Source organism: Streptomyces sp. BK79 (genome assembly GCF_044142145.1).
In the GTDB taxonomy this organism is placed as follows: domain Bacteria; phylum Actinomycetota; class Actinomycetes; order Streptomycetales; family Streptomycetaceae; genus Streptomyces.
Window position 1 is genome coordinate 179587 of the sequence record NZ_JBHVOC010000016.1, and the last position, 25821, is coordinate 205407.

Here is a 25821-nt window from a genome sequence, read left to right on the forward strand (position 1 = left end):
GCGGCCGGTGCGCGCTTCCAATCAATCACCACCCCCCACCAGGGCAGTTGCGACGTCCGCGCACCCAAGCGTGCACGGGAGCGCACGTCTTCGCGGCGACTTCTTCACATGGGGCCCCACATCGTCTCGCGCCGCCCCTTGCTCCCACCCGGGTGATTCCGGCACTCCCGCCCCAAAGGCGTGCGAGGGGGCGCGGGATTGTGCAGATCCGCCAACCGGGGTGACCGGGTTGAGCATTCGATGTGCAGATTCGCTGAAGCCCGCATTCCGCTCCGTGATCGGAACAGAACGTCGCCGACCGAATGCGGAGGGTGTCGATCGGAAGGGGTGGGTCGGAGGACATTGAACGGTCCGTCCGGCCTGTGCGTACCAACAGCCGTCCAGGTGCCCCCCGACAGCTGCCGGACCGGCGGCACGGACCCGTCCCAGGAGGTCGAGAAGGTTGAGTCACAAGCGAATCCCGAAGCGCAGGGCCGCGATGGCGGCAGGCGGTGTGGTGGCGCTCGGCGCGGCCGCCGTCCTGCTGCCCAACGCCAACGCCTCCCAGGACGGCGGGGCCCCGGACGACGCCGCCGCGGCGCCGAGGACCCTCAAGGCGGCGGACGCGTCGGATCTCGCCTCGCGGCTCGCCGGACAGCTCGGCGACGCCTTCGCCGGCTCCTACTACGACGCCGGAGAGCGGCAGCTCGTCGTCAACGTCGTGGCCGGGGACGACAACCAGGTCGTCGTGCGGGCGAAGAAGGCGGGCGCGGAGGTTCGCGAGGTCGACAACAGCATGAGCGAGCTGCGGGCCGGCGCGGGCACTCTGAAGTCCGAGGCGACCATCCCCGGCACCTCGTGGGCGATCGACCCGCGCACCAACAAGATCCTGGTGACCGCCGACCGCACCGTCACCGGCGCCGACTGGGACCGGCTGGAGTCCACCGTCGAGCGCCTCGGCTCCGGCATGGCGACCGTCAGGAAGTCCCCGGGCACCTTCAAGACGTTCGTGTCGGGCGGCGACGCCATCTTCGGCGGCGGCGCGCGCTGCTCCCTCGGCTTCAACGTCACCGCGGGCGACGGCTCGCCCGCCTTCCTGACGGCCGGTCACTGCGGGGTCGCGGACGCCCAGTGGTCCGACGCGCAGGGCGGGCAGCCGATCGCCACCGTCGACCAGGCGGTCTTCCCCGGCGAGGGCGACTTCGCGCTCGTCCGGTACGACGACCCGGCGACCGAGGCGCCGAGCGAGGTGAACCTCGGGGACCAGACGCTCGCGATCTCCCGGGCCGCCGAGGCGACGGTCGGTCAGCAGGTCTTCCGGATGGGCAGCACGACCGGACTGGCGGACGGCCAGGTCCTCGGCCTGGACGCCACCGTCAACTACCCCGAGGGGACGGTCACCGGTCTCATCCAGACCGACGTGTGCGCCGAACCGGGTGACAGCGGAGGCTCTTTGTTCACCCAGGACGGCCTCGCGATAGGGCTGACCTCCGGCGGCAGCGGCGACTGCACGGCCGGCGGCGAGACCTTCTTCCAGCCGGTCACCACCGCGCTGGAGGCCGTGGGCGCCACGTTGGGAGACGGTGACGGCGGGGGTGCGGGTGCCGGTGCCGGCGCGGGTGCAGGTGCCGGGGACGACTCGGGCGCGGGGGACGTCGGTGATGCCGGTGACGGCGCGGGGGCCGGGGACGCGGGTGATGACGCGGGTGCCGGGGACGTGGGTGACGGCGCGGGCGTCGGCAGCGGTGACGGCTCCGGGCTGACGGGCTGATCCGGACCCCGTACGCGCGGCGCCGCCCCGCGGCCCGTCGGCCGGTCCCACGGGGCCGGCCGGCGTCGGCGGTCCGGCCCTCCGGCGGGGGAGAGGGCCGGAGGGCCGCACGGCGCGGTCCGCCACGGCACCGGCGGGTCAGTCGCCGCGGGCCCGCAGCAGCATCAGGGCGATGTCGTCGGGGTGCCCCTGCGCGCCGTGCTCGTGCCGGACCAGGTGGTCGGCGAGTTCGTCCAGCGGCAGGTCCCCGGCGTCGGCCAGCCGCCGGCCCAGGTCGTCGAGGGCGTCGTCGAAGTCGACGCCGGGGGACTCCACGAGGCCGTCGGTGTAGAGGACGAGGAGGGACCCGGGGGCCAGGTCGATCTCCGTGCACGGGTACGCGGCCGAGGGGTCGACGCCCAGCAGCGGACCGCCCTCGACGTCCAGCGCCCGCACCCTCCCGTCGGGCCGGCGCAGCAGCGGCGGCGGGTGGCCCGCGCGGGCCAGCACCGCCCGCCCGCGCGCCGGGTCCAGCCGGAGGTACAGGCAGCTGGCGAACAGCTCGGTCCCGAGGTCGATCAGCAGCCGGTTGGTGCTGCGTACGACCTCCTGCGGGGCCTGCCCGACGGTGGTGTACGCGCGGATCGCGGTGCGTACCTGCCCCATCAGCCCCGCCGCGGTCGCGTTGTGCCCCTGGACGTCCCCGATCACCGCGGCCGCCGTCGCGCCGGCCGGCATCAGGTCGTAGAAGTCGCCGCCGATGTCCATGCCCCGGGTGGCCGGCAGATAGCGGGCGGCGGCCTCGATGCCGGGGACCGCGGGCAGCGAGTGCGGCAGCAGGGCCTCCTGCAGCCCGTGTGCCATCCGGTGCTTGGCGTCGTAGAGCAGGGCCCGGTCCAGGGCCTGGGCGATCAGCCCGGCCAGGCTCGTCAGGATCGCGCGTTCCTCCGTGGTGAAGATGTGCGGCCGTCCGTAGGCGAGCACACACGTGCCCACGGGCCGGCCCGAGGTGATCAGGGGCAGATAGGCCCAGGCCGCGAAGCCGTCGTGCGTGCCCCGCCGGGCCGGATACAGGTGCCTGAGCTGTTCCCAGGACTCGAAGAACGCGGGCACGCCCGTCCGCAGGACCTGCGCGCCGGGGATCCGCTCCGTGAGCGGACTCCCGTCGAAGCGTTCCGGGATCCTCGGGTCCGGGTAGCCGCGGTGCCCCAGCACGTGCAGCCGCCCAGCCCGGGAGCCCAGGACGACCAGGGCCTGGCTGCCCACGGTCGGCGCGACCTCGTCCGCGATCAGCTGCACCACGTCCTGCACGCTCACCGCCTCGGAGAGCGCGCCGGTCAGGCTGACCACCCGGGAGACGGTCACCAGCCGGGGCGGAGCGGCCTCGTCCGTCACGGATGCGGCCGGATCAGGCCGCGACACCCCGCGGGCCCGGCTGATGCGGACACTGAGCCCGGTGCGGGTCGGGTACATGCGGAACGACAGCCAGGTGCCGGGCGGGCGCAGCGCGACGAAGGACGTGGCCTGCTGGCTGAACAGGGCGGCGCGGTACCGGTCCTCGTACACCGGGTCGTTGAGCCACGGCACCGACGTCCACAACTGGGTGCCGATCAGGGTGGAGACCGGCACGTCCAGGAGCGCGGCCGCCGCCGGGTTCGCGTAACCGACCCGGCCGTGCAGGTCGAGGGAGCACAGCCCGTACGGCAGCCGTCCCACCATGCGCACGGCCTCCAGCGAGCCGAGCGTGCCGGGCGCGCCCCCGACCACGGGGGCGGCCAGCAGGTCGGGCTCCGGGTGGACGGGAACGCTCGCCGCGGCCGCCCGCTCCAGCCGCACCGCGAGCCGTCCGCAGGCCGCCGTCAGGTGTGCGCGCTCCCGCTCTGACAGCCCCTCGGGACGCGAGCCGGGCCAGGTCAGGAACACCGCGCCGTACGCCGCGGACTCGGTCGCCACGGGCAGCGCGACCAGGGCGAAGGGATACGGCAGGACCACGGCGACCCGGGGAAAGCTCCGGGCCATCTCCTCCCCGTCGCCGACCCAGACCAGCCTCCGTTCGCGCACCGCGTCCGCCACCGGCACCGGCGAGTGCAGCGTCACCCGCTCCCAGGGGGCCGCGAACGCCCTCGGCAGACCCGCCATCACCGCCATCTCCAGCACCGGCGGGTCGGCGCCCAGCAGGTATACCGCCCCCGAGTGCGCGTGGACGTCCTCCATCATCGCGGCCAGCGCCAGGGACAGCACCGGGAGGCCGTCCGGTTCACCCGGGACGTGCGCCGCCGGGGACGACCGGTCGTCGGACACAGCGACCACCTCCTCGCGCGGGCGCGCCCGTGGCCCCGGGTACAAATCTCCTCCCCACGGGCCCACCCCGCACGGCGAGCGCCACACCGGCACCCCGCCCTCACGGCGCGCCCCGCCCTCACGGCCCGCCCCGCCCGTCCCGCGAGCCACTTCCGTGTCCTGATCGCCGGTACGTCGGTCGCAAGGGCTGCGCGGATGTCCCACAAGCGCTGTAATGGCGGCGTGGTCAGTGAGGGCGTGGTGCGGCGCGGAGCGAGAACGCTGCGTGCCGAGGGTGCCCTGAGGGCGATCGCGTCCGGCCCCGCCCCCGAGGAGCGGCCGCGTCGCGTCCTCGAACAGGCGCTGGTCTTCGCGGGCGCCTCCCTCGCCGCCCTTTACACGCCCGGCGAGAACCGCGAGCTGCTCTGCCTGGCCGAGTCGGCCGGCGCGCCGCGCACCCTGTACGGCGTGCGCGACGGCTACCCCACCGCCGGCGGCTCCCCGGTCGCCGACGCCCACCGGAGCGGGACCCCGGTGTGGCTCGGTCCGGAGGAGTTCGCGGGGTCGGCCGAGTCGCGCCACGTGCCGTCGAGCGGCTTCTCCCTCGCCGCCCTCCCCGTGCACGGGAACGGCGGCGGATGCCTCCTCGCCCTCACCGAGCGCCCGGAGGGTTTCGACGCCGATGATCGCGCCTGCCTCGAACTGATCGCCGGGGCCGTCACCTGTCCCGCGCCGCCCGTCGCCGCCGAGGGCGGGGAACTGCGGCCGAGCGCCTTCACCCTGGCCATGGACACCGGCCGGGTCGAGGTCGGCGACGACATCCTGCGCCTGTTCGGCCTCGCGCCCGGCGAGTTCGACGGCAAGGTCGAGACCCTGCTCGGCCTGACCGTGCCCGAGGACCTCCCCTCGCTGATGTCGGTGACGGAGGCCGACCACATGTCCATCGGCGACCGCGAGCTGGAGTTCCGCGTGCTCCAGCCGACCGGCCCGCCGAAGTGGCTCCGGCTGAGCGGGCGCCTGCTGCCGGGCGGCGAGGGGCAGCCGGCCCGCCTCGTGGGCACGGTCGCCGACGCCTCCACCCTGCGCCCGGACGTGACCGACGTGGCCCGGGTCCAGCGCCTCGCCGCCGCGCTGGCCACCGCGGGCACCGTCCGCGACGTCAGCCAGGCCGTGGTCGCCGCCCTGCGCAGGCCGCTGCGCGCCGACCGGATCGCGCTGGCCGAGCTGGAGAACGACCGCCTCGTCGTCACCGTCCTGGACCCGCCCGAGCCCGAGTCCTGGCCCGAACTGTGGCGGCTGGAGTGGCGCACCGAGTGGCCCGACGCGCCGGTGCGGGCCATGCCCACCCTCGCCGCCGCGCTGAGCGAGGGCCGCGCCCGGATCTGGCCGGCCGGCACCGGCGACCTGGAACCCGCCCTCGCCGACGTCGGTCCCGGCGGCCTCGCCGTCCTCCCGCTGCCCGCCGGCGGCCGCATGGCCGGCGCCTGTCTGATCGGCTGGGACGCCCCGCACGACTTCGGGCCCGACGAACGCGCCCTGCTCACCGCCTCCGCCGGGCTCGCCGGGCAGGCCCTGATGCGCGCCCACGCCTTCGACGCCGAGCACGAACTCGTCGGCATGCTCCAGCGCCAGCTGCTGCCGCGCCGGCTGCCGAAGCTGCCCGGCGCGGAGGCAGTCGCCCGGTACCTGCCCAGCACGGCCGGCCTGGAGCTGGGCGGCGACTGGTACGACGTGATCCCGCTGCCCGACCACCACGTCGCCCTCGTCATCGGCGACGTCCAGGGACACAGCGCCGCCGCCGCCACCCTGATGGGCCAGATGCGCACCGCCCTGCGCGCCTACGCCGTCGAGGGGCACCCGCCGGACGTGGTGGTCTCCCACGCGAACCGGCTGCTGGTCGGCATGGAGAGCGACCTCTTCGCCACCTGCGTGTACGTCGACCTGGACATGGAGGAGGGCTCCGCCTGGTGCGTGCGGGCCGGGCACCTGCCCCCGGTGCTGCGCCACCCCGACGGCACGACGGAGATCGCGGAGACGGAGGGCGGCCCGCCGCTGGGCGTGGTGGCCCAGGCCGACTTCCCGATGAGCCCGCTGCGGCTGCGGCCCGGCACGCTGATCGCCCTCACCACGGACGGTCTGGTGGAGCGCGCCGACGCCGACATCGACGAGGGCATGGACGCCTTCGCGCACGCGCTGGCCGGGTCCGACCCCGCCCACCTCGGGCTGGTCGCCGACGCCCTGCTGGGCAACGCCCGCCGCAGCGACGACGTCGCCCTGCTGCTGGTGCGCTACGACGCCATGGCCGTACGTCCGCTGCGGGAGAGCTGGTCGGTGTGGCGGCTGCCCGAGGCCGTGCGGCACGCCCGCCGCTTCACCCGCCGCACCCTGCGCTCCTGGGAGGTGCCGGACGACGACGTCGACGGCGTCCTCCTGATCGTCTCCGAGCTGGTCACCAACGCCCTGGTGCACACCGACGGCCAGGTCCGCCTCGACCTCACCCTGGTCAACGGCCGGCTGCGCGTCGCGGTCGCCGACGCCTCGCCCCGTACGCCGGTCAAGCCGACCAGCATCGGCTGGGAGGCCACCGGCGGTCGCGGCATCCTCCTCGTGGAGGCGATGTCGGCGACCTGGGGCAGCCTGCCGGTCAGCGGGGGCAAGCAGGTCTGGAGCGAGATCCCGCTGCACCGCGCCCCGCGGTAGGTGCCGGCGCCGCCCCGCCGGGTACCCGGACGCCCGGAGGACGAGCGAGACAGGTCACGAGCGAGACAGGGAACGAGGGACCACCCATGACCCAGTACGTCCGCGACATCATGACCGGCGACCCGGTGACCGTGGAGCCGCAGGCCTCCGTCACCGCCGTCGCCCGCATCATGCGCGACCAGGATCTCGGAGCCGTGCTGGTCACGGACGGCGACGAACTGCGCGGCCTGGTCACCGACCGTGACCTGGTGGTCCGGTCCGTGGCGGAGGGCGGCGACCCGGAGCGGACCACGGTGGCCGGCGCGTGCAGCGACGACCTGGTGACCGTGCGCTCCGACGACGCGCTGGACCACGCCGTCGAGCTGATGCGCGAGCACGCCGTGCGCCGGGTCCCGGTCGTCGACGACGGCCGCCCCGTCGGCATCGTCTCCCTCGGCGACCTGGCCATGGAACGCGACCCGCGGTCGGCGCTCGGCGACATCAGCGTCGCCCGGCCCAACCCGTAGGGGCGCGCCTGCCCGGTGTTTCGCGGCGTCGCGCTCGGGGACCCGGAGCGCGACCGCACCGGACGCGCAGAAGGAAGATGATGCCCCGTGACCCCGGACACCCGTGAGAAACCCGCCGTCCGCCGCCTGGAGACGGGCTGGTCCAAAGCCCGCCGTCAGCGCGGCCGGGGTGGTGCGATGCGCACCTGGATACCGGCCGTCGAGGACGGCGGCGCCACCCCCGCACCGCAGGCGGGGCAGGAGTCGAACATCGTCAGGGGCGAGGACTGATCCCACCCCGTCAGCGGTGAGGCCCCACGGGTAACGTCGAGGACGTCCGCACCGCCCGCCCCGACCCCAGCAAGGCACCGCACCGCTCATGAACCTCCTCGTCACCGGCGCCGCCGGATTCATCGGCTCCCGGTACGTCCGCGCCCTCCTCGCCCGGGACATTCCCGAGCCGCCGCGGATCACGGTGCTGGACAGCCTCACCTACGCGGGCACCCTCGACAACCTCGAACTCGGCCACCCCCGGCTGGACTTCGTGCACGGCGACATCCGCGACGCCGCACTCGTCGACAAACTCATGGCCGACGCCGACCAGGTGGTGCACTTCGCCGCCGAGTCCCACGTGGACCGCTCGATCGACGCCGCCGCCGACTTCGTCCTCACCAACGTCGTCGGCACCCAGACCCTCCTGGACGCCGCCCTGCGCCACCGCGTGGGGCCCTTCGTGCACGTCTCCACCGACGAGGTCTACGGCTCCGTCGACGCCGGCTCGGCGTCCGAGGAGCACCCGCTGCGGCCCAGTTCCCCGTACTCCGCCTCCAAGGCGTCGGGCGACCTGCTGGCCCTCTCGTACCACCGCACCCACGGCCTGGACGTACGGGTGACCCGGTGCTCCAACAACTACGGCCCGCACCAGTTCCCCGAGAAGCTGGTGCCGCTGTTCGTCACCCACCTCCTCGACGGCCGCGAGGTCCCGCTGTACGGCGACGGGCGCAACGTCCGCGACTGGCTGCACGTCGACGACCACTGCCGGGGCGTCGACCTCGTGCGGACCCGGGGCCGGGCCGGCGAGGTCTACAACATCGGCGGCGGCACCGAGCTGAGCAACCTCGACCTCACCGGCCTGCTCCTCGACGCCTGCGGCGCCGGCTGGGACCGGGTCCGGCACGTCGAGGACCGCAAGGGCCACGACCTGCGCTACTCGGTCGACTGGAGCAAGGCCCGCGACGAACTGGGCTACCGGCCCCGGCACGGCTTCGAGGCCGGGCTGGCCGCCACCGTCGCCTGGTACCGGGACAACCGGGCCTGGTGGGAGCCGCTCAAGCGGCGCACCGCCGAGTACCGCGAGCCCCGCTGAGCCCCGGCCACTACGCTGGATCCGTGCGCCTGCTGCTCCTGTCCGACACCCACCTGCCGAAGCGGGCCAGGGAACTGCCCGAGCGGCTGCTCGCCGAGATCCCGGACGCCGATGTGGTCCTGCACGCCGGCGACTGGGTCGACACGGCCACCCTCGACCTGCTGGAGAGCCGCAGCCGCCGGCTCGTCGGGGTGTACGGCAACAACGACGGACCCGGCCTGCGCGCCCGGCTGCCCGAGGTGGCCTACGCCGAGCTGGGCGGCCTGCGGTTCGGCGTCGTCCACGAGACGGGCGCGGCCCAGGGGCGCGAGGCCCGCTGCGCGGCCCGCTTCCCCGGCCTGGACGTCCTGGTCTTCGGGCACAGCCACATCCCCTGGGACACCACCGCCGGCACCGGCCTGCGCCTGCTCAACCCCGGGTCGCCCACCGACCGGCGCCGTCAGCCGTACTGCACCTACATGACGGCCACGGCCGACGACGGCCGGCTCGAGGACGTCGTCCTGCACCGGCTGCCGCGCCGGTAGCGGCGCGGCAGCCGGTCGCGGGGCGGTCAGGAGGCCGAGGGCCCCGTCCAGTCGGCCGGCACGTGCCCGAGGCGGACCCGCTGGGGGTGGTCGCCGACCGGGACGGACACCGACTTCTCGCCGGTGGCGAAGTCGATGGCCGTGACCTGGTCGGCGCCGCTCTCGGAGACCACGCAGTGGGTGCCGTCGCCGCTGACGGTGGCCCAGTACGGCTTCGCGGCGGTGACGAGCGGACCCTGTTCCAGCGTCGCGCGGTCGACGACCGTCGCGTAGTCGTCCATGGTGCCCGCGACGCACAGCTTGGCCCCGTCCGGGCTCATCGAGATGCCGTGGTGCCGCGAGTCGTTGACCCAGGTGGTGCGGTCCCCGCTGGTGGCCGGGTTCTTCGGCAGGGTCTTCGTCCGGGTGATGCGGTCGGCGGCGATGTCGTACTCGAAGAAGCCGTTGAAGAACGACACCTGGAAGTACAGCTTGGCCTCGTCGGGGGAGAAGGCCGCGGGGCGGACGGCGTCGGAGTGGTCGCCGAGCCCGATCGCGTCGAGCCGCTCACGCATGTCGATCACCTCGACCCGCTGGAACGTCGTCGCGTCCACGACCGTGATGCGCCGGTCGCCCTTCGTCCAGTCCAGCCAGGGGGCGTCCAGCGCGGTGTTCACCTCCCCGATCGACATGTTCCAGATGTACCTGCCGTCGCGGGTGAAGATGTTCTCGTGCGGCTTGTCGCCCGTGCCGAACTTCCCGAGCTGCGCGCCGGTTTCGATGTCCAGCACGTGCACGGTGTTGGACGTGGACGCCGACACCGCGACCCGGGTGCCGTCGGGGGAGACCGCCATGTGGTCGGAGCGGTAGCCGGACACGGGGAAGCGCCACTCGATGTCGCCGGTGGCGAGGTCGAGGGAGACGACGTCGGCGAAGCTCGGCCGCGAGACGACGACCGACGTGCCGTCGGGCGTGGAGTACATGTCGTCGACGAACTGGTCGTGGCCCTCGCCGACGCTGTTGCGGATGGCCTGGAAGTAGATCCACTTGACCGGATCGGCGTTGATCTCGGCCATCCGCTCCGCCTTGTCCGGGACGACGTCGATCCGGCCGATCCGCGCGAAGTCGCCGGTGGAGCGGATGACGTCGGCGGTGCCGTCCCAGTTGTTGCCGACGAACATCACCTCGCGCAGGCCGGCGGGGGCGTCCGGGCCGGCCGCGGCACCGGTCGCCGGGGTGGCGACGACGAGGGCGAGTGCGGCGGTCACGGCGCGAAGGTGCCTGGGTCCGAAGGCAGGCATGCTGCTCTCCTCTGGCAGGGGGCGTGGTGGGGTGGTGGTGACGCACGCGTTCTGAACACAGCCGCTTTCAGAGTGAACTTACTGAAAAGTAAGGAAGGGGAGTCCCTCTCCACAAGACCGCGTGCACGACAAAATCAGTCGGAGGCCGGGAGTGCGGGCGCGGACGGGGGAGCGGCGGGTGGCGGGCAGGCTCAGGGCCCCGACGGGCCGCTACGGCGGGAAGTCCGCCGCGCAGCGCCAGGCCGAGCGGCGTCGGCGCTTCCTCGACGCCGCGCTCACGCTGTTCGGCGACACCCCCGGCTACCGCGCCACGACCGTGGCGGCGCTCAGCGAGGCCGCGGGACTGTCCACCCGCCAGTTCTACGAGGAGTTCCGCACCCTGGAGGACGTGCTCGCCGCCCTGCACCTCCAGGTCAACGACTGGGCCGAGGAAGCCGTCCTCGCCGCCGCGGCCGACGCGCGCGACCTGCCGCTGCCCGAACGCGCGGCCGCCGTCTTCCGCGCCTACGCCGGCAACGTCACCGCCGACCCGCGCCGCGTCCGCATCACCTTCGTGGAGATCGTCGGCGTCAGCCCGCGCCTGGAGGAGCAGCGGCTGGCCCGCCGCGCCCGCTGGGTGGACCTCATCCGCGCCGAGGCCCAGGCGGCCGTCGCGCGCGGGGAGGCGGCGCCCCGCGACCACCGCCTCGCCGCCACGGCGTTCATCGGCGCCGTCAACGGCCTGCTCCACGACTACAGCGCGGGCTGGGTGGACGCGACCCTGGAGGAGGTCGTCGACGAACTGGTCCGCCAGCTCCTCTCCCTGCTCCGGCCGCCCGGACCGCCCCCGGCGGGCTGACCGCCGGCCCGCCCGGGAGCGGACCCGGGCGGCCGGGCGACGACGGACGCCCGGCTACTCGTCCCAGGCCTGGACGGTGGTCTGCTCGACGATCTCGCCGTCCCGCAGCGTCAGCATCGACTCGGCGAGCACCCGCCCGCCGTCCGGATACGCGCACGCCTCCGTGAAGGCGACCTGGTCGCCCTGGACGACGCAGCGCTCCAGCCGGTGGGTCATGTCGCGGCTGTAGACGTCGTCCAGCATCTCGGCGATCTCGTCCCGGCCGCGCAGGACCTTGGGGCGGCTGGGCTGGTCGTACCGGTCGACGACGCGGACCTCCGCGTCCGGCGCGTAGAGCGACACGAGGGGTGCCGCCGTGTCTCCTTCGATGCCCCGGCGCAGCGCTTCGACGTCGAATCCGGGGCTCGGTTCCGTGCCCATGACGACCTCCTGGGGTGCCGTGGAAGGCCGCGCGGCCCGAGAGGGGGCCGGACCGGCGGGGCCCTCTCCTTCGAGCCTCCTCCGTCCGGGCGCCCGTGGCAACGCGGCCGGACCACTGGTCCTGACGGGTGAGCGGCACCGCCCGCCCGTGTCCGGCGCGGGCCCGACGGCGTTGTTCGGAACATGATCTCAACACGACGTATCGTCGCCGCTGTCGGGCTCGCCGCCGGGGTCACCGGCCTCGCCGCGCCGACGGCGAGCGCCGCCGACGCCGGCGCACCGGGCTCCGACAAGCTCAGCGTCCTCAGGACGCTGGACTCGCTCGCCGTCGACGACATGCCCGCCGAGGACCGGGCCCAGTTGCCGCGCCCCTCCCAGCAGCTGAGCCGGCTGAACGACCTCAACCAGCTCCAGCAGGTCACCGGGCTGGTCTCCCCGCTGTTCGGCGCCGTTCCCGCGCTCGGCTGACGACCGCGCCGAACCCGACGCCGAGGGCCGCCCGACTCCGGGCGGCCCTCACGCGCGTGCGCCCCTGACTGATCAGTTGCGCGTAGGGTCTCAGGGAACGCTGAACTGCCGAAGAAGGGGTCCAGACCATGGCGCAGGAAGTCCGCGGCGTGATCGCACCGGGCAAGGACGAACCGGTGCGGATCGAGACGATCGTCGTGCCCGATCCCGGCCCGGGTGAGGCCGTGGTCCGCATCCAGGCCTGCGGTGTGTGCCACACCGACCTGCACTACAAGCAGGGCGGCATCAGCGACGACTACCCCTTCCTGCTCGGCCACGAGGCCGCGGGCGTCGTGGAGTCCGTCGGCGCCGGCGTCACCGACGTCGCCCCCGGCGACTTCGTGATCCTCAACTGGCGCGCGGTGTGCGGCACGTGCCGGGCCTGTCTGCGCGGACGGCCCTGGTACTGCTTCGACACCCACAACGCCGAGCAGAAGATGACCCTCGCCTCCACCGGCCAGGAACTCTCCCCGGCCCTCGGCATCGGCGCCTTCGCCGAGAAGACGCTGGTCGCCGCCGGACAGTGCACCAAGGTCGACCCGGCCGTCTCCGCGCAGGTGGCCGGACTGCTGGGCTGCGGCGTGATGGCCGGCATCGGCGCCGCCATCAACACCGGAAACGTCGGCCGCGGCGACACCGTCGCCGTCATCGGCTGCGGCGGCGTCGGCGACGCGGCGATCGCCGGCTCCCACCTGGCCGGGGCGGCCAAGGTCATCGCCGTCGACATCGACGACCGCAAGCTGGAGACCGCCCGCTCCATGGGCGCCACCCACACCGTCAACTCCCGCGAGACCGACCCCGTCGAGGCGATCCGCGAACTCACCGGCGGCTTCGGCGCCGACGTCGTCATCGAGGCGGTCGGCCGCCCGGAGACCTACCGGCAGGCCTTCTACGCCCGCGACCTGGCCGGCACCGTCGTCCTCGTCGGCGTCCCCACGCCCGAGATGAAGCTCGAACTGCCGCTCCTCGACGTCTTCGGCCGCGGCGGATCCCTGAAGTCGTCCTGGTACGGCGACTGTCTGCCCTCCCGGGACTTCCCGATGCTCGTCGACCTGCACCTCCAGGGCCGCCTCGATCTGGACAAGTTCGTCACCGAGACCATCCGGCTGGACGAGGTCGAGAAGGCCTTCGAGCGGATGCACGCCGGTGACGTGCTGCGTTCGGTGGTGGTGCTGTGATGACCGCCCGCATCGAACGCCTCGTCACCTCCGGCCGGTTCAGCCTCGACGGCGGCACCTGGGACGTCGACAACAACGTGTGGATCGTCGGCGACGACCACGAGGTGATCGTCATCGACGCCGCCCACGACGCCGACGCCATCGCCGAGGCCGTCGGCGACCGCAGGCTGACCGCCATCGTGTGCACCCACGCCCACAACGACCACGTGAACGCCGCGCCCGCCCTCGCCGAGCGCACCGGCGCCACCATCTGGCTGCACCCCGACGACCTGCCGCTGTGGCACCAGACCCACCCCGACCGGGACCCCGACGCCTGGCTGTCCGACGGCCAGGTCATCGAGGCCGCCGGCGCCGACCTGACCGTCCTGCACACCCCCGGACACGCCCCCGGCGCCGTCTGCCTGTACGACCCCGGCCTCGGAGCCGTCTTCACCGGCGACACCCTCTTCCAGGGCGGGCCCGGCGCCACGGGCCGGTCCTACTCCCACTTCCCGACCATCATCGACTCGATCCGCGACCGCCTGCTGGTCCTGCCGCCCGGCACCGAGGTCCACACCGGCCACGGAGATCCGACCACCATCGGCGCCGAGGCCCCGCACCTCGACGAGTGGGTCAAGCGCGGGCACTGACCCGCCGGACACCCACCCGTCGCGAGACACGCGTAAAAGGTGACAGAAGATGTCCGGCTTCCCGGGCACTCTCGATCACGACACCACTCGTGCGGGAGAGAACGGGAGCCGGACATGGCAGGGTCACCGAAAAGGCCGTTGGCAGGCAGGGTCGCGCTGGTCGCGGGAGCCACCCGGGGAGCCGGGCGCGGCATCGCCGTCGAACTGGGCGCGGCTGGCGCCACCGTCTACGTCACCGGCCGCAGCACCCGCGCCCGGCGCTCGGAGTACGACCGCCCCGAGACCATCGAGGACACCGCCGACCTGGTCACCGAGGCCGGCGGCCGGGGCATCGCCGTACCCACCGACCACCTCGTCCCGGCGCAGGTCGCCGCGCTCGTCGACCGCATCGCCCGGGAACAGGACCGCCTCGACGTCCTGGTCAACGACATCTGGGGCGGCGAGACCCTTTTCGCGTGGGACAGCCCCGTCTGGGAGCACGACCTCGACAAGGGCCTCAGACTGCTGCGGCTCGCGGTGGAGACCCACGCCGTCACCAGCCACCACGCCCTGCCGCTGCTGCTGCGCCGCCCCGGCGGACTGGTCGTCGAGGTCACCGACGGCACCGACGACTACAACCGCGACCACTACCGCGTCTCCTTCTTCTACGACCTCGCCAAGTCGTCCGTCCTGCGCATGGCCTTCGCCCTCGGCCACGAGGTCGGGCCGCGCGGTGCCACCGCCGTCGCGCTCACCCCGGGCTGGCTGCGCTCGGAGATGATGCTCGACCACTTCGGCGTGCGCGAGGAGAACTGGCGCGACGCCCTCGACCGCGTCCCGCACTTCGCCATCTCCGAGACCCCCCGCTACGTCGGCCGCGCCATCACCGCCCTCGCCACCGACCCGGGCGTCGCCCGCTTCAACGGCCGGTCCTTCTCGAGCGGCGGCCTCGCCCAGGAGTACGGCTTCACCGACGTCGACGGCAGCCGCCCCGACGCCTGGCGCTACCTGGTCGAGGTCCAGGACGCCGACAAGCCGGCCGACGTCACCGGGTACCGCTGACGGGCGGCAGCTGCCACCGGGCCGCGTGACCCGGCGGCAGCGCCAGGTCCTCCCGTACGGCCGCGTAGTAGCCCTCCCGGCCCGCGCGCTGGCGCTCCAGCAGCACCTGCCAAGCCTGCGGGTCACGCGTCTCCTCACGCAGGAAGCGCTCCATCTCGAGCACCGCCACGACCCAGGTGCGTGCCTTCTCCACCACCTCCCTGCTGCCCAGCAGGAGCAGCGCCTCCCCGGCGGGGTCCCGGGCGACGGCGGCCTCCGCCTGGGCCGGCGCTGCCTCCTCGGGACTCAGCGGGTGCGGGTGCGGGTCGTTGCCGAGGTGGGCGGCGATCCGGTACGTCAGCGTGACGGAGGTCTTGAGCGTGCGCGCGTAGTCGGCGTACGCCGCGAGTTTGCGCTCCTCCCAGCGTGCCGCCGTCTCGCTGCGGGCCCGCGCCCGGTCACCGCGGACCACGGCGAGGTAGGAACCGAGCGCGCCGATGACGACGCCTATGAGCGCGGGGAGTTGCTGCAGGAACGCGGACATGGACGCACGTTATCCGCCGGGGTGATCGTCGCGGCAGTACCGTCGGGCCATGACGAACACAGGGCGTTTCATCGGTCACGGAATACTGGTCACGGGCGCGGCCCGGGGCATCGGCGCGGCCACCGCTCGCCGGTTCGCCACCGAGGGGGCGCGGGTGCTGCTCACCGACGTCGACCCGGACGCGGCCCGCCGGACGGCGGGGGAGCTGGCGGAACAGGGCCTCGCCGCCGAGGCGTTCGCCTGCGACGTGGCCGACCGGGCGTCCGTCGAAGCGGCCGTCGCCCACGCGGTGGCCCGCTTCGGCACCCTCGACGTGCTGGTCAACAACGCGTACGCCTGCAGCCCCGACGCCCCGCTCTTCGAGGACGAGCCGGACGACGCCTGGGCCCGCGACCTCGACGTCACCCTCACCGGCGCCTACCGCTGCTGCCGGGCCGCCCTGCCCCACCTGGCCGCCTCCGGACGCGGCGCCATCGTGAGCGTCGGCTCGGTCAACGGCCTCCAGGACTTCGGCAACCACGCCTACAGCGCCGCCAAGGCCGGCCTCGGCTCCCTCACCCGCACCCTCGCCGGGCACGCCGCGCCGCGGGGCGTCCGCGTCAACCTGGTGACGCCGGGCACCGTGCGCACCACGGCCTGGGAGGGGCGGGACGAGGAGCTGGCGGCGGTGCGGGGGCTGTACCCACTGGGCCGGGTCGGTGAGCCCGAGGACATCGCGGCCGCCGTCGCCTTCCTCGCCTCCCGCGACGCGTCCTGGATCACCGGGACCACGCTGGTCGTCGACGGCGGCCTGACCTCGGTCAACACCGGGTTCCGGCAGGCGGTCCAGGCGTTCGACGACCCGGACTGATGTGCGGGCGTCCGGTGGCGTTCGTCACGGTTTCGTCGCGACCCGGGCGCGGCGGGCAACCGAAGCGGCCGGGCGGCGGTCTAGCAGTCGGGGAAAGCGCCACGGGTGGCCTTCCGCCGCACCGACCGCTTCAGAGGGAAAGGCTGACCAGCCATGGGGGACATCCGCAGACGGGGAGCCGTCGCACTCGGCGTCACCGCACTGGTGGCACCGCTCACACTCGTTCTCGGCGCCTCGCCGGCCCAGGCGGCGAGCTGCACCACCAAGACGGGCCCGTACCAGAAGAAGGTGGAGAAGTTCCTCGGCCGGCCGGTCGACGGCAAGCAGTCCACCGCCGACTGCAAGGCGATCCGCGCCTTCCAGACCAAGCACGGCATCACGCCGAACATCGGCTACGCGGGCCCCGTGACCTGGGGCGTGATGGACCTCATGCAGAAGCAGAAGGCCGTCGGGAAGAACCCGAACAAGTCCGGCAAGTGCCCGGTCAACAAGGGCCGGATCGCCTGTGTCGACCTCACCCTCCAGCTGAGCTGGATCCAGGACGGCAAGAAGCTGGTGTACGGACCGGTGCCGGTCCGCACCGGCCGCAACGGCCACGAGACCCGCACCGGCCTGAAGAAGGTCTACTGGCGCAACATCGACCACCATTCGACCCTCTACGACGTGCCGATGCCCTACAGCCAGTTCTTCGACGGCGGGCAGGCCTTCCACTCGGCCGGCGTCAGCATGTGGAACCCGCCGGGCTCGCACGGGTGCGTCAACATGACGAAGACCGACGCCAAGAAGTACTGGTCGCTGCTGAAGAAGAACGACGACGTCTACGTGTACGGCCGCAAGCCGGGCACCTGACGGACAGGGGCGCCCGGCCCGTGGGACGCGTCACAGTCCGGGCGCGTCCCCGAGGCCCGGGGCGTCGGCGCCTGAGGGCCGTGTGCGGCAGGACACACCCGCCGAGACGAACTCGGCTGCGGGCCTTGACAGATGAGGTGATCGACGTGACCAGCAACACGGTCCGTTATGTCCGTTTGGCTCGCGATTACTCACATCGTCTTCACGCCCGGCGCCGTATGCTTCACAGCATGTCCACCACTGTTGAACCCTCCTCCGAGCGATCGGCTGCCGAGGTCAACGAGGAGATCCGGGCCCTGTGGCTCCGGTCGGGCGGGACACTGAGCGTCGAGCAGCGCGCCGAGTACCAGCGCCTCGTCCTGGAGTGGGCCGCCGCGGCCCCGGAGCCGGTGAAGGCCGCCTGACCGGCCCCCGAGTCCCGCTCGTCGACCCGATCTCCTCCCTCGCCGACCTGATCCCCGGCCCCGGGCACCCCGCACGAGGGGTGCCCTTCTCGTCCGGCCTCTCGTCCCGGCCCCTGCCGCCGGCCTGTCATCCCCACGTCGCCGAGTAGTGCCGCCGGTACGCCTTGCGCTCCTGCTCCCCACGGATCCACCGCGTGGCCACCAGAGCGGCCAGGCTGCCCCCGACGACGAGCATGCCGGGGCCGACGTTCCGGCGGTCCGTGAGACGGGAGAGCAGGGTCGAGCCGCTCACGCCCGTCACGGGTGCCGCGGCGCCCGGCGCGGCACCGCCGCCACCGCCCGCGGCGGCCGGCGACGAGGGTGCGGCCGCCCCCGGACCCGCCCCCTCCCGCTCGGCGGCGAGCAGGCGGACGCCGAGCGACGCCATGGCCTCCGACAGCGGCTGGAAGAACGTCGTCCCCCCGTTGTCGCAGTCGCCGTTGCCGCCCGACGTCACGCCGAGCGCGACGCCCTCGGAGAACATCGGCCCGCCGCTGTCGCCCGGTTCGGCGCACACGTCGGTCTCGATCAGGCCGGTGACCGTGCCCTCGGGGTAGTTCACGGTCGCGTCCAGTGCCGTCACCCGGCCGTCGCGCAGTCCGCTGGTGCTGCCGCTGCGGAACACCCGCTGTCCGACGGCCGCTTCACCCGCACCCGTGATCCGCACCCCCTTGCCTCCGCCGACCGCCACCACCCCGGCGCCGTCGCCCGCCTCGCCGTTCGCGTACTCCACCAGGGAGAAGTCGTCCCCGGGGAAGCTGCCCGCGACCGTCTTCCCGACCTGCCGGTCGCCCCCGCGGTCGCCGAACCAGACGGACCCCGTCGGCCCGCAGTGACCGGCGGTCAGGATGAAGTCGCGCTGCCCGTCGGTCACGTTGAACCCCGCCGAGCATCGCCCCGCCGTGGACAGGATCGGCTCCGCGCCGTTCAGGCGCGTGGTGAACGTGCCCTCGGCGCGCTCCATGCGGACGAAGCCGCCGATGCCCTCGGCGACGCCCGTCAGCCGGGACCAGTCCGCCCGGGAGACCGTGCTGTCACCCCGTACCACCACCTCGTTCGACCGGTAGTCGAGGGACCACGCCGTGCCGGGCACCCGGGGCGCCGCACGCAGCGTCGCGGTGGCCGACTCCAGTTCGGACAGGCTGTGCCGCACGAACCTCGCCGCGGCGCCGGCCCGCCGCACCTCATCGGCGCCGGCCTCGTCGGTGACCGCGACCACCGGCCGCCCGTCGGCGCCGATCCAGTGGCCCGCCGTACGGGAGGCGCCCAGCCGGGACACGAGAGCGGCGCCCCCGCCGGGCGCGGACCGCGTCAGCGTGTGCGGGGCGGCGGAGGTGTCCGGGGGTTCGGTCGCCACGGCCCGGGTGACCATCGTCCCCCCGACCAGGAGTCCGCCGACGGCCGCCAGCCGTGCCACTCGCCGGACGATACGTCGTCGTGCGTGCCTCATGCGTGCGCTCCCGAACCCGACTCACGGCGTCGCCGCCGCGGGGGCCTCCGGACGTCGAGCGCCCTCCTCCCATACGGGGACGGGCGCGCCCGCGTTCACCGGACCGGCACGCACGCCGCCGCCGGCCCCGGTGGCGCCCCGTTCCCCGGGCCCGCCGCGGCGTCCTATCTTGTGCCCCATGACCAGCATCCCGCAGGACCAGCCCGACGGACCGAACCCCCTGCAGGCGCTCACGCTCGACCGGTTGCGCCGCCGTACCAGCATGAAGTGGCGCACCCACCCCGCGGACGTGCTCCCGCTGTGGGTGGCCGAGATGGACGTCCCGCTGGCCGGCGCCGTCGTGCGCGCCGTCACCGAGGCCATGGAACTCGGCGACACGGGTTACCCCGTCGGCACCGCCTACGCCGAGGCCCTGGCCGGCTTCGCGGGCAAGCGGTGGGGCTGGGACGACCTCGCCGTCGAACGCACCGCGATCGTGCCCGACGTGATGCTGGGTGTCGTGGAGATGCTCAAACTGGTCACCGGACCCGGCGACCCGGTGATCGTCAACCCGCCGGTGTACCCGCCCTTCTACCCGTTCGTGACCCACCTGGACCGGCGCGTCGTCGAGGCGCCGCTCGGACCGGACCTGCGGATCGACCTCGGGGTGCTCGAGGAGGCGTTCCGGCGGGCCGTCGCCGACGGCGGACGGGCCGCCTACCTGCTCTGCAGCCCGCACAACCCGACCGGCACCGTGCACACCGCCGCCGAACTGGCCGCCGTCGCCGCCCTCGCGGAGCGGTACGGCGTCCGGGTCGTCGCCGACGAGATCCACGCGCCGGTCGTCACCGGGGACGCGCGGTTCGTGCCGTACCTGAGCGTGCCGGGCGCCGGGCGCGGGCTCTCCCTGATGTCCGCGTCCAAGGGCTGGAACCTGGCCGGGCTCAAGGCGGCGCTCGCCCTCGCCGGACCCGGCGCCGCCGCCGACCTGGCGCGGATGCCCGAGGAGGTCGGCCACGGGCCGAGTCACGTCGGCGTCCTCGCCCACACCGCCGCCCTGCGCGACGGCACCGCCTGGCTGGACGCCGTGCTGGCCGGGATCGACGCCAACCGGCGGCTGCTCACCGGCCTGCTGGCCGAGCACCTGCCCGGGGTCGTCCACCGGGCCGGGGAGGCGACGTACCTCGCCTGGCTCGACTGCCGACCGCTCGGCCTCGGCGACGACCCCGCCGAGGTCTTCCTGCGCCGCGGCCGGGTGGCGCTCAACTCGGGCATCCCGTTCGGCAGCGGCGGCGCGGGGCACGTGCGGCTCAACCTGGCGACCTCGGCGGAGGTGCTGACGGAGGCGGTGCGCAGGATGGCGGCGGCCGTGGGGTGAGGGCGGGGGGAGTTCGGTGCGGCCGGGTACGGGTCCCGTGCCTAGACTTGCCGACCATGGACGCCTCACTGGCCCGGCTCGGCGCCGGCAAGTACCTGCTGGTCACCACCTACCGGAAGAACGGCACCCCGGTCGCCACCCCGGTGTGGGTCGTCCGGGACGGGGACGCCCTCGGCGTCTGGACGGCCGCCGACTCCTGGAAGGTCAAGCGCGTCCGCAACCGCGCCGACGTCCTGGTCGGCCCCTGCGACCTGCGCGGCAACCCGACCGGCGAGCAGGTCCCGGCGACGGCGGAGGTCTGCGACCCGGCCACCACCGGCCGTTACCGCGGGCTGATCGCCCGCAAGTACGGCGTCGTCGGCCGGCTCACCCTGTTCGGCAGCCGCCTGCGCCGCGGCCTGGACGGCACCGTGGGGATCAGGATCACACTCACCCCCGTCGGCGACTGACGGCCGCTCAGGTCCAGGCCCGGTACGGCTCGTCGACCAACTGGAACACCGGCTCGCCCCGCACCGGGTCCTGGGCCGTGGACAGTCGTACCCGGTCCCCGCTGTGGATGCCGATGAGCGGGCCCATGACCCGGCCGCGCAGCACGAAACCCTCGGCCATCTCGATCAGGGAGACGTTGCGCGCGGCCGGGGTGTTGCGGTGCACCACCGTGGCGTGGCGCACCGTCCCCGCGCCCTCGCTGCGTTCGGTCCGCAGGTCGCTGCCCCGGCAGACCGGGCACAGCACCCGGTGGTACATGGCGGTGCCGCACCAGGTGCAGCGCTGGAAGAAGATGGCCTCGGCGTCCGGGGCCTTGGGGTCGAGCACGCCCGTCGCGGAGCCGGCTGCCTGCTGAGCGACGTTTCCTGAGGGGTGGTACACGCTGGTCAACTCCCTGCACTCGGGCCGGAATGCCGCGTGCGCGGTCGCCCGGGCACGCGTGTGCGCGGCTCGCCGTGCCACCGTGCACGCACCACAAGGTATGGCACTGAGTGTCAGCTGTAAAGGCACTCCGTACCCCCTTGATCGGGCCGTCGGACCGCCGGACCGCAAGGGCGCCGGACCGGTCAGCCGCAGGCGAGGGCGGTCTCGACCTCGCGTACGACCCGCCACAGGGGTGTCCCGCGCCGGCAGGCCACGACCACCACGTCCTCGGGTCCCTCCGGCTCCTCGGCCGGCGGCGCGGCGGGAGGCGTGCCGAAGGTGGACTGCGCGTACTGCAGCGCGTGGTCCACCGCGGCGCCCGCGTCGTCCCGCCCGTCCGAACGCAGCCAGGAGCGCAGGGCGTTGTTGTGCGCCGCCACCACCGCGGCCGCGATCACGTCGGCGTGCAGGATCCCGTCCGGCCGCCCGCCCAGGCGCCCGCGCAGGTACGCGGCGAGGGCGCGCTCGTAGCGCCACACCACCGACAGTTCGTAGGCGCGCAGCCCGGGAACCTTCCTGGTCAGGTGGTAACGCTGCACCGAGAAGGCCGGGTTCTCGGCGTACATGCGCAGCACGAGCCGCGCCGCGTCGCAGACCCGCGCCACCGGGTCCGCGTCCTCGGGCGAGGCGTCGAGGAAGGCCGTCATGTCGGCCAGGCACCGCTCGTGGTCGGGGAAGACCACGTCCTCCTTGGAGGGGAAGTAGCGGAAGAACGACCGCCGTCCGACGCCGGCGAGCGCGACGATGTCGTCGACGGTCGTCTGTTCGTAGCCCCGCTCCAGGAAGAGCCGGAAGGCCGCCGAGACCAGCGCCTCCCGCATCGGCGGCCGGGAACCCGCCGCGTCCGTCCCGTCCCCGCGGCGGGGCGCCGCACTGCTGGAGCTCATGCAGGGGAACGTAGCAGCTCAACCGCGTCCGTGGCACTCAGTGCAGCCCTTCGGGGGAACTGAGTGCACCCCGTGCGCTCCCGGCCTCGCCCTGCCGGTCGCATACGATCGGCTCAACCCCGCCCGAGGAGTCCCGCATGCCGTCCGCCCGCCCCCGCCTCCTGTACGTCACCGACCTGTCCTACCCGGCGCGGGGACGGCGCTACTGCGACGAGGACATCTTCCTGACCTCCCGGCTGCGCGAAGACTTCGACCTGGCGCTGTGCCACCCCGGGGAGGCCGCCGCGCTGCTCGACGCCTTCGACGCCGTCGTCGTCCGCAACAGCGGTCCCGTGCTGGGCCACCGGGCGGCGTACGACGCGTTCCGCGAGCGCGCGGCCGAGCGCGGGACCCGGGTCTACAACCAGCTCACCGGCCGGGCGGACATGGCGGGCAAGCAGTACCTGCTGGACCTGACCGCGGCCGGGTACCCGGTCATCCCGACCGTGGACCGGCCCGAGGACCTGAACCGCCTGCCCGCGGCGGACGAGTACGTCGTCAAGCCCAGGCTCGGCGCCGACTCGATCGGCCTGCGGATCGTGCCGGCGGACCGCGTGGAGGAGGAGGTGCGCGCCGGCGCCGGCGACGTCCTGGTCCAGCCGCGCGTCGACTTCGCCCACGAGATCTCCTTCTGCTTCGTCGACCGGGACTTCCAGTACGCCCTGTACGCGCCGCGCCCCGACCGCCGCTGGGAACTGGTGCCGTACGACGCCACCGAGGCCGACCTCGACTTCGCGCGCCGGTTCATCGAGTGGAACGGCGTCGAGCACGGCATCCAGCGCGTCGACGCCTGCCGCGCGCCCGGCGGCGAACTGCTCCTGGTGGAGCTGGAGGACCTCAACCCCTACCTGTCGCTGGACGCCCTCGACGAGCCGGTCCGCGACGCCTTCGTCGAGGCCCTGCGGAGGGCGCTGTGGCGGCTTCTGCGCGAGTGACCCGCCTGGAACCTGTCCGGCGAAGCGCCCCGGACACCCCCTAGCATGGCCGGCATGGACGCGTTTCTCGGTCGGCTCGACCCGGACATGTGCGTGGTGACGGCGGCGGCGGGCGGGGAGCGGGCCGGCTGCCTGGTCGGCTTCTCCTCGCAGTGCTCCCTCGATCCCGTGCGGTTCGCCGTGTGGCTCTCCGAGCTCAACCGGACCTTCCGGGTGGCCCGGTCCGCCGACGTCCTGGCGGTCCATCTGCTCGCCCGCGACCAGCGGGGGACGGCCGAACTCTTCGGCGGGCGGACCGGTGACCGGGTCGACAAACTGCGGGGCGTTTCCTGGCGGGAGGGGTACGGCGGGGCCGTCGTACTGGAGGACGTGGAGGCGTGGTTCGTCGGCCGCGTCGTGGAGCGGGTCGCCGGGGGCGACCACGTGGGCTTCGTCCTGGATCCGGTCGAGTGGGGCGGACGGGAACCGGCCGGCGGACCGCTGCTGCGGCTCGCCGACGCGACGGACATCCCGCCCGGCCATCCGGCGGACTGACGTTCCGGGCCCGCGGTCAGCGTCCGGTGGTGCCGCGTTCCGCCAGGGCGTCGGTGACCGCCCGCACGCTGCGCGCGATGTGCTGCAGCTGCAGGACCTCCGCCGCGTACAGCTTGATGGTGTGCTCGATGACCGACTCCGGCAGCCCGAGCCGGGGCAGGTCCGCGCGGGCGGTCTGGAGCGCGGTGCGGGCGACCCGGATCTCCTGCTGGACCTGGATCTGCGCGTGGCGGGCGAGCAGCACCGGGTGGCGGATCAGCGCCGGATAGCCGGCGTAGCGGGCCGGCACGAGTTCGCGCAGCCACTTGGCCGCCGAGCGTTCCCAGTCGTAACTGCCGGGGGCCTTGACCTGGCAGGGCCAGTCCGGGCCGATACGCGTGGTCGTCAGGGGCATGATCATCGCTTCCGGGTGGGCGGCGTCGACGGGGTGGGGCGACGGGGGCGGCCCCGGTCCAGGGGACGACCGGGACCGCCACGGGCGCTCGCGCAGGCGGCGCCCGACGGAACAACCCCGGGTGCGCCGGAGCGGGTAGGAGCCGGCGGCCAGGGATGTTCACGCGGGTTCGGACGCGCTCCGGGGCGGCCGGGTCGCGTTCCGTGAGCAGTATTTATATATGCGATGGGCTTTGCAAGACGTATGAAAACATTCATGCCCGTGAAAACATTCATGCCCGCCCAAGGGGACGCGCGAAGGATCCGGCTCAGTCCCGGAGGAAGAACTGGTGCTGCTCCGCGAGCTGCTCGTACTCCTCCAGCCGGGCCTGCGTCCGCTCGGGATCGGCGTCGGTCATCGCCTGGAGCAGGGCCGCGCACATCACGCCCGGCGCCGCGTACGAGTCGAAGACCAGCCGGGACCCCGTGCCGGTCGCGAAGGTGACGTCGGCCTCGTCGACGACGGGACCGAGCGCCAGGTCGGTGATCAGCGCCACCTTCAGCCCGGCACCGCGTGCCACGCGGACGGCGTTCAGGGTCTCGTGGGCGTGCCGGGGCAGGGAGAAGGCCAGCACCCACGTGCCGCCCGCCTCCCGGGACTGGAGCAGCGCGTCGTAGGCGACGCTGCCGCCGCGGGTCACCAGGCGCACGTCGGGGTGGACGCGGCGGGCGGCGTAGGCGAAGTACTCGGCGAGCGAGACGGAGATGCGCAGCCCGAGGACGGTCAGCGGGGCGGAGGCGGCCAGCTCGCGCCCGACGCCGATCACACGGTCGGCGTCGGTGAAGTCGCGCCGCAGGTTCTCCAGGTTCTCGATCTCGGCGTCGACGGCCGCCTGCAGCTCGTTGCCCCGGTTCTCCTCCGCCGGGGCGCCGCCGCGGGTGCCCAGCGCGATCGCCTGGAGCCGCTCCCGCAGCGCCGGGTAACCGCTGAAGCCGACCGCCGAGGCGAACCGCGTCACCGACGGCTGGCTCACGCCCACCCGGTCGGCGAGGTCGGTGATCGACAGGAACGCCGCCTCGGTGAGGTGCTCGATGAGGTACTGGGCGATGCGCCGCTGCCCGGGGGAGAGACGCGGCCGGTCGAACAGCGTCCTGAGCTGGGACATGGGGGAGACCTCCGTCTCCGGGTCCGCCCGTCCCGAGGTGATCGCCGATGCCTGCGCCCGTGCCTGCTGCGGCGAGGGCACGGGGGCGCCTCCTTTGTCTCCCACGGAGGTCAACATAGCTCACCCCCCGTGGCCGCCAGGGTGGTGCGACCGGCCCTTTCGGAGCCCGCGCGGCCGGAATCCGCCCGGTTCCGCGACGACACCCGGTGCCGTGGGGATAGCACCGCGTCGGCCGGGAACCCGCCGTCACGGAAGCGACCACAGCACGCGAGAGGAGCCGCGGTCATGACCGTCCCGGAAGAGAACCGGCCGAAGACCGACACCACCGACGAGGTTCTCGAACAGCGCGAGCAGGACGCGCCCCGCCAACCCGGTGGCACCGGCCGCACCCTGCGCGAGGCACTGGAGGAGGCACACGTCCGCCCCGACGACTTCGACGAGAAGTGACCGCACCCTGACCCCCCGAACGGCCCAGGGCGACCGGCCCGACCGGCCGAACCGACCGCCCTCCGAGCAGACCCCGGCAG

28 protein-coding genes are annotated in these 25821 nt (G+C 73.8%); 19 read left to right on the forward strand and 9 right to left on the reverse strand.

Going from position 1 to position 25821, the window contains the following annotated elements; genetic code table 11:
* Nucleotides 1-442 precede the first annotated feature (442 nt).
* Nucleotides 443-1750: a S1 family peptidase gene (locus ACFIF2_RS21475; RefSeq protein WP_395574811.1), complete on the forward strand. Its 1308-nt coding sequence runs from the start codon at nt 443-445 to the stop codon at nt 1748-1750.
* Between the two features lie 138 nt (nt 1751-1888).
* On the opposite strand, the gene ACFIF2_RS21480 is transcribed toward ACFIF2_RS21475, so the two are convergent.
* Nucleotides 1889-4039, reverse strand: a complete 2151-nt coding sequence (locus ACFIF2_RS21480; RefSeq protein ID WP_395574812.1) for a SpoIIE family protein phosphatase — start codon at nt 4037-4039, stop codon at nt 1889-1891.
* A 186-nt stretch (nt 4040-4225) separates the two neighbouring features.
* Here ACFIF2_RS21480 and ACFIF2_RS21485 point away from each other — a divergent pair, with 186 nt between their 5' ends.
* The 5 genes from ACFIF2_RS21485 to ACFIF2_RS21505 all read left to right on the forward strand — a co-directional run bounded on the left by ACFIF2_RS21485 (nt 4226) and on the right by ACFIF2_RS21505 (nt 9084).
* Nucleotides 4226-6709 (forward strand): SpoIIE family protein phosphatase, encoded by a 2484-nt coding sequence (locus ACFIF2_RS21485; protein WP_395574813.1) that lies wholly within the window; start codon nt 4226-4228, stop codon nt 6707-6709.
* An 86-nt stretch (nt 6710-6795) separates the two neighbouring features.
* Nucleotides 6796-7215, forward strand: coding sequence for a CBS domain-containing protein (locus ACFIF2_RS21490; protein WP_395574814.1), 420 nt, complete (start codon nt 6796-6798; stop codon nt 7213-7215).
* Nucleotides 7216-7302: 87 nt separating this feature from the next.
* Nucleotides 7303-7485 (forward strand): hypothetical protein, encoded by a 183-nt coding sequence (locus ACFIF2_RS21495; RefSeq protein WP_395574815.1) that lies wholly within the window; start codon nt 7303-7305, stop codon nt 7483-7485.
* An 88-nt stretch (nt 7486-7573) separates the two neighbouring features.
* The gene (rfbB, locus tag ACFIF2_RS21500; protein ID WP_395574816.1) at nt 7574-8560 is read left to right on the forward strand and encodes a dTDP-glucose 4,6-dehydratase; all 987 of its coding nucleotides are present in this window, start codon (nt 7574-7576) and stop codon (nt 8558-8560) included.
* Nucleotides 8561-8583: 23 nt separating this feature from the next.
* On the forward strand, nt 8584-9084 hold the full coding sequence (locus ACFIF2_RS21505; RefSeq protein WP_395574817.1) for a metallophosphoesterase family protein: 501 nt from the start codon (nt 8584-8586) through the stop codon (nt 9082-9084).
* A 26-nt stretch (nt 9085-9110) separates the two neighbouring features.
* Here the strand turns inward: ACFIF2_RS21505 and ACFIF2_RS21510 are convergent, their stop codons facing one another.
* Nucleotides 9111-10364: a YncE family protein gene (locus ACFIF2_RS21510; RefSeq protein ID WP_395574818.1), complete on the reverse strand. Its 1254-nt coding sequence runs from the start codon at nt 10362-10364 to the stop codon at nt 9111-9113.
* Nucleotides 10365-10542: 178 nt separating this feature from the next.
* Here ACFIF2_RS21510 and ACFIF2_RS21515 point away from each other — a divergent pair, with 178 nt between their 5' ends.
* Nucleotides 10543-11202 carry a TetR/AcrR family transcriptional regulator gene (locus ACFIF2_RS21515; RefSeq protein ID WP_395574819.1) on the forward strand — a complete coding sequence of 220 codons (660 nt, stop codon included), beginning with the start codon at nt 10543-10545 and terminating at the stop codon, nt 11200-11202.
* Between the two features lie 54 nt (nt 11203-11256).
* On the opposite strand, the gene ACFIF2_RS21520 is transcribed toward ACFIF2_RS21515, so the two are convergent.
* Entirely contained in the window at nt 11257-11622 is a 366-nt protein-coding gene (locus tag ACFIF2_RS21520; RefSeq protein WP_395574820.1) for a nuclear transport factor 2 family protein, read from the reverse strand.
* Between the two features lie 183 nt (nt 11623-11805).
* Here ACFIF2_RS21520 and ACFIF2_RS21525 point away from each other — a divergent pair, with 183 nt between their 5' ends.
* The 4 genes from ACFIF2_RS21525 to ACFIF2_RS21540 all read left to right on the forward strand — a co-directional run bounded on the left by ACFIF2_RS21525 (nt 11806) and on the right by ACFIF2_RS21540 (nt 14977).
* Complete coding sequence (locus tag ACFIF2_RS21525) at nt 11806-12090, forward strand: hypothetical protein (protein ID WP_395574821.1); 285 nt, start codon at nt 11806-11808, stop codon at nt 12088-12090.
* A 128-nt stretch (nt 12091-12218) separates the two neighbouring features.
* On the forward strand, nt 12219-13307 hold the full coding sequence (locus ACFIF2_RS21530; protein WP_395574822.1) for an S-(hydroxymethyl)mycothiol dehydrogenase: 1089 nt from the start codon (nt 12219-12221) through the stop codon (nt 13305-13307).
* Nucleotides 13307-13936, forward strand: a complete 630-nt coding sequence (locus tag ACFIF2_RS21535) for an MBL fold metallo-hydrolase (protein ID WP_395574823.1) — start codon at nt 13307-13309, stop codon at nt 13934-13936. The genes ACFIF2_RS21530 and ACFIF2_RS21535 overlap by 1 nt, the downstream gene beginning before the upstream one ends.
* A 114-nt stretch (nt 13937-14050) precedes the next feature.
* A complete protein-coding gene (locus tag ACFIF2_RS21540) occupies nt 14051-14977 on the forward strand; it encodes an SDR family oxidoreductase (RefSeq protein WP_395574824.1) in 927 nt (308 codons plus the stop codon).
* Here ACFIF2_RS21540 and ACFIF2_RS21545 read toward each other — a convergent pair.
* Nucleotides 14961-15500, reverse strand: coding sequence for a hypothetical protein (locus tag ACFIF2_RS21545; RefSeq protein ID WP_395574825.1), 540 nt, complete (start codon nt 15498-15500; stop codon nt 14961-14963). The two genes, ACFIF2_RS21540 and ACFIF2_RS21545, sit on opposite strands and share 17 nt — an antisense overlap.
* A gap of 49 nt (nt 15501-15549) precedes the next feature.
* Here ACFIF2_RS21545 and ACFIF2_RS21550 point away from each other — a divergent pair, with 49 nt between their 5' ends.
* The 3 genes from ACFIF2_RS21550 to ACFIF2_RS21560 all read left to right on the forward strand — a co-directional run bounded on the left by ACFIF2_RS21550 (nt 15550) and on the right by ACFIF2_RS21560 (nt 17603).
* Nucleotides 15550-16350 carry an SDR family NAD(P)-dependent oxidoreductase gene (locus ACFIF2_RS21550; RefSeq protein ID WP_395574826.1) on the forward strand — a complete coding sequence of 267 codons (801 nt, stop codon included), beginning with the start codon at nt 15550-15552 and terminating at the stop codon, nt 16348-16350.
* Between the two features lie 153 nt (nt 16351-16503).
* Nucleotides 16504-17199, forward strand: a complete 696-nt coding sequence (locus ACFIF2_RS21555) for a L,D-transpeptidase family protein (RefSeq protein WP_395574827.1) — start codon at nt 16504-16506, stop codon at nt 17197-17199.
* A 218-nt stretch (nt 17200-17417) separates the two neighbouring features.
* Entirely contained in the window at nt 17418-17603 is a 186-nt protein-coding gene (locus ACFIF2_RS21560) for a hypothetical protein (RefSeq protein ID WP_395574828.1), read from the forward strand.
* A 127-nt stretch (nt 17604-17730) separates the two neighbouring features.
* Here ACFIF2_RS21560 and ACFIF2_RS21565 read toward each other — a convergent pair whose 3' ends face one another.
* On the reverse strand, nt 17731-19092 hold the full coding sequence (locus tag ACFIF2_RS21565; protein ID WP_395574829.1) for a S1 family peptidase: 1362 nt from the start codon (nt 19090-19092) through the stop codon (nt 17731-17733).
* 178 nt (nt 19093-19270) lie between these two features.
* Between ACFIF2_RS21565 and ACFIF2_RS21570 the strand changes: the two genes are divergently transcribed.
* The gene (locus ACFIF2_RS21570; protein ID WP_395574830.1) at nt 19271-20449 is read left to right on the forward strand and encodes a MalY/PatB family protein; all 1179 of its coding nucleotides are present in this window, start codon (nt 19271-19273) and stop codon (nt 20447-20449) included.
* Nucleotides 20450-20505: 56 nt separating this feature from the next.
* Complete coding sequence (locus ACFIF2_RS21575) at nt 20506-20898, forward strand: PPOX class F420-dependent oxidoreductase (RefSeq protein ID WP_395574831.1); 393 nt, start codon at nt 20506-20508, stop codon at nt 20896-20898.
* A 7-nt stretch (nt 20899-20905) separates the two neighbouring features.
* On the opposite strand, the gene ACFIF2_RS21580 is transcribed toward ACFIF2_RS21575, so the two are convergent.
* Together ACFIF2_RS21580 and ACFIF2_RS21585 are read right to left on the reverse strand one after the other, a co-directional pair.
* Nucleotides 20906-21319, reverse strand: coding sequence for a Zn-ribbon domain-containing OB-fold protein (locus tag ACFIF2_RS21580; protein WP_395574832.1), 414 nt, complete (start codon nt 21317-21319; stop codon nt 20906-20908).
* A gap of 185 nt (nt 21320-21504) precedes the next feature.
* The gene (locus ACFIF2_RS21585; RefSeq protein ID WP_395574833.1) at nt 21505-22248 is read right to left on the reverse strand and encodes a TetR family transcriptional regulator; all 744 of its coding nucleotides are present in this window, start codon (nt 22246-22248) and stop codon (nt 21505-21507) included.
* A gap of 137 nt (nt 22249-22385) precedes the next feature.
* On the opposite strand from ACFIF2_RS21585, the gene ACFIF2_RS21590 reads away from it, so the two are divergent.
* Nucleotides 22386-23222, forward strand: a complete 837-nt coding sequence (locus ACFIF2_RS21590; protein ID WP_395574834.1) for a hypothetical protein — start codon at nt 22386-22388, stop codon at nt 23220-23222.
* A gap of 45 nt (nt 23223-23267) precedes the next feature.
* Nucleotides 23268-23756, forward strand: coding sequence for a flavin reductase family protein (locus tag ACFIF2_RS21595; protein ID WP_395574835.1), 489 nt, complete (start codon nt 23268-23270; stop codon nt 23754-23756).
* Between the two features lie 16 nt (nt 23757-23772).
* On the opposite strand, the gene ACFIF2_RS21600 is transcribed toward ACFIF2_RS21595, so the two are convergent.
* Both ACFIF2_RS21600 and ACFIF2_RS21605 read right to left on the reverse strand, forming a co-directional pair.
* The gene (locus ACFIF2_RS21600; protein ID WP_395574836.1) at nt 23773-24156 is read right to left on the reverse strand and encodes a hypothetical protein; all 384 of its coding nucleotides are present in this window, start codon (nt 24154-24156) and stop codon (nt 23773-23775) included.
* A gap of 301 nt (nt 24157-24457) precedes the next feature.
* On the reverse strand, nt 24458-25375 hold the full coding sequence (locus ACFIF2_RS21605; protein WP_395574837.1) for a MurR/RpiR family transcriptional regulator: 918 nt from the start codon (nt 25373-25375) through the stop codon (nt 24458-24460).
* Between the two features lie 204 nt (nt 25376-25579).
* On the opposite strand from ACFIF2_RS21605, the gene ACFIF2_RS21610 reads away from it, so the two are divergent.
* Nucleotides 25580-25741, forward strand: a complete 162-nt coding sequence (locus tag ACFIF2_RS21610) for a hypothetical protein (RefSeq protein WP_395574838.1) — start codon at nt 25580-25582, stop codon at nt 25739-25741.
* The last annotated feature ends 80 nt before the right edge of the window (nt 25742-25821 follow it).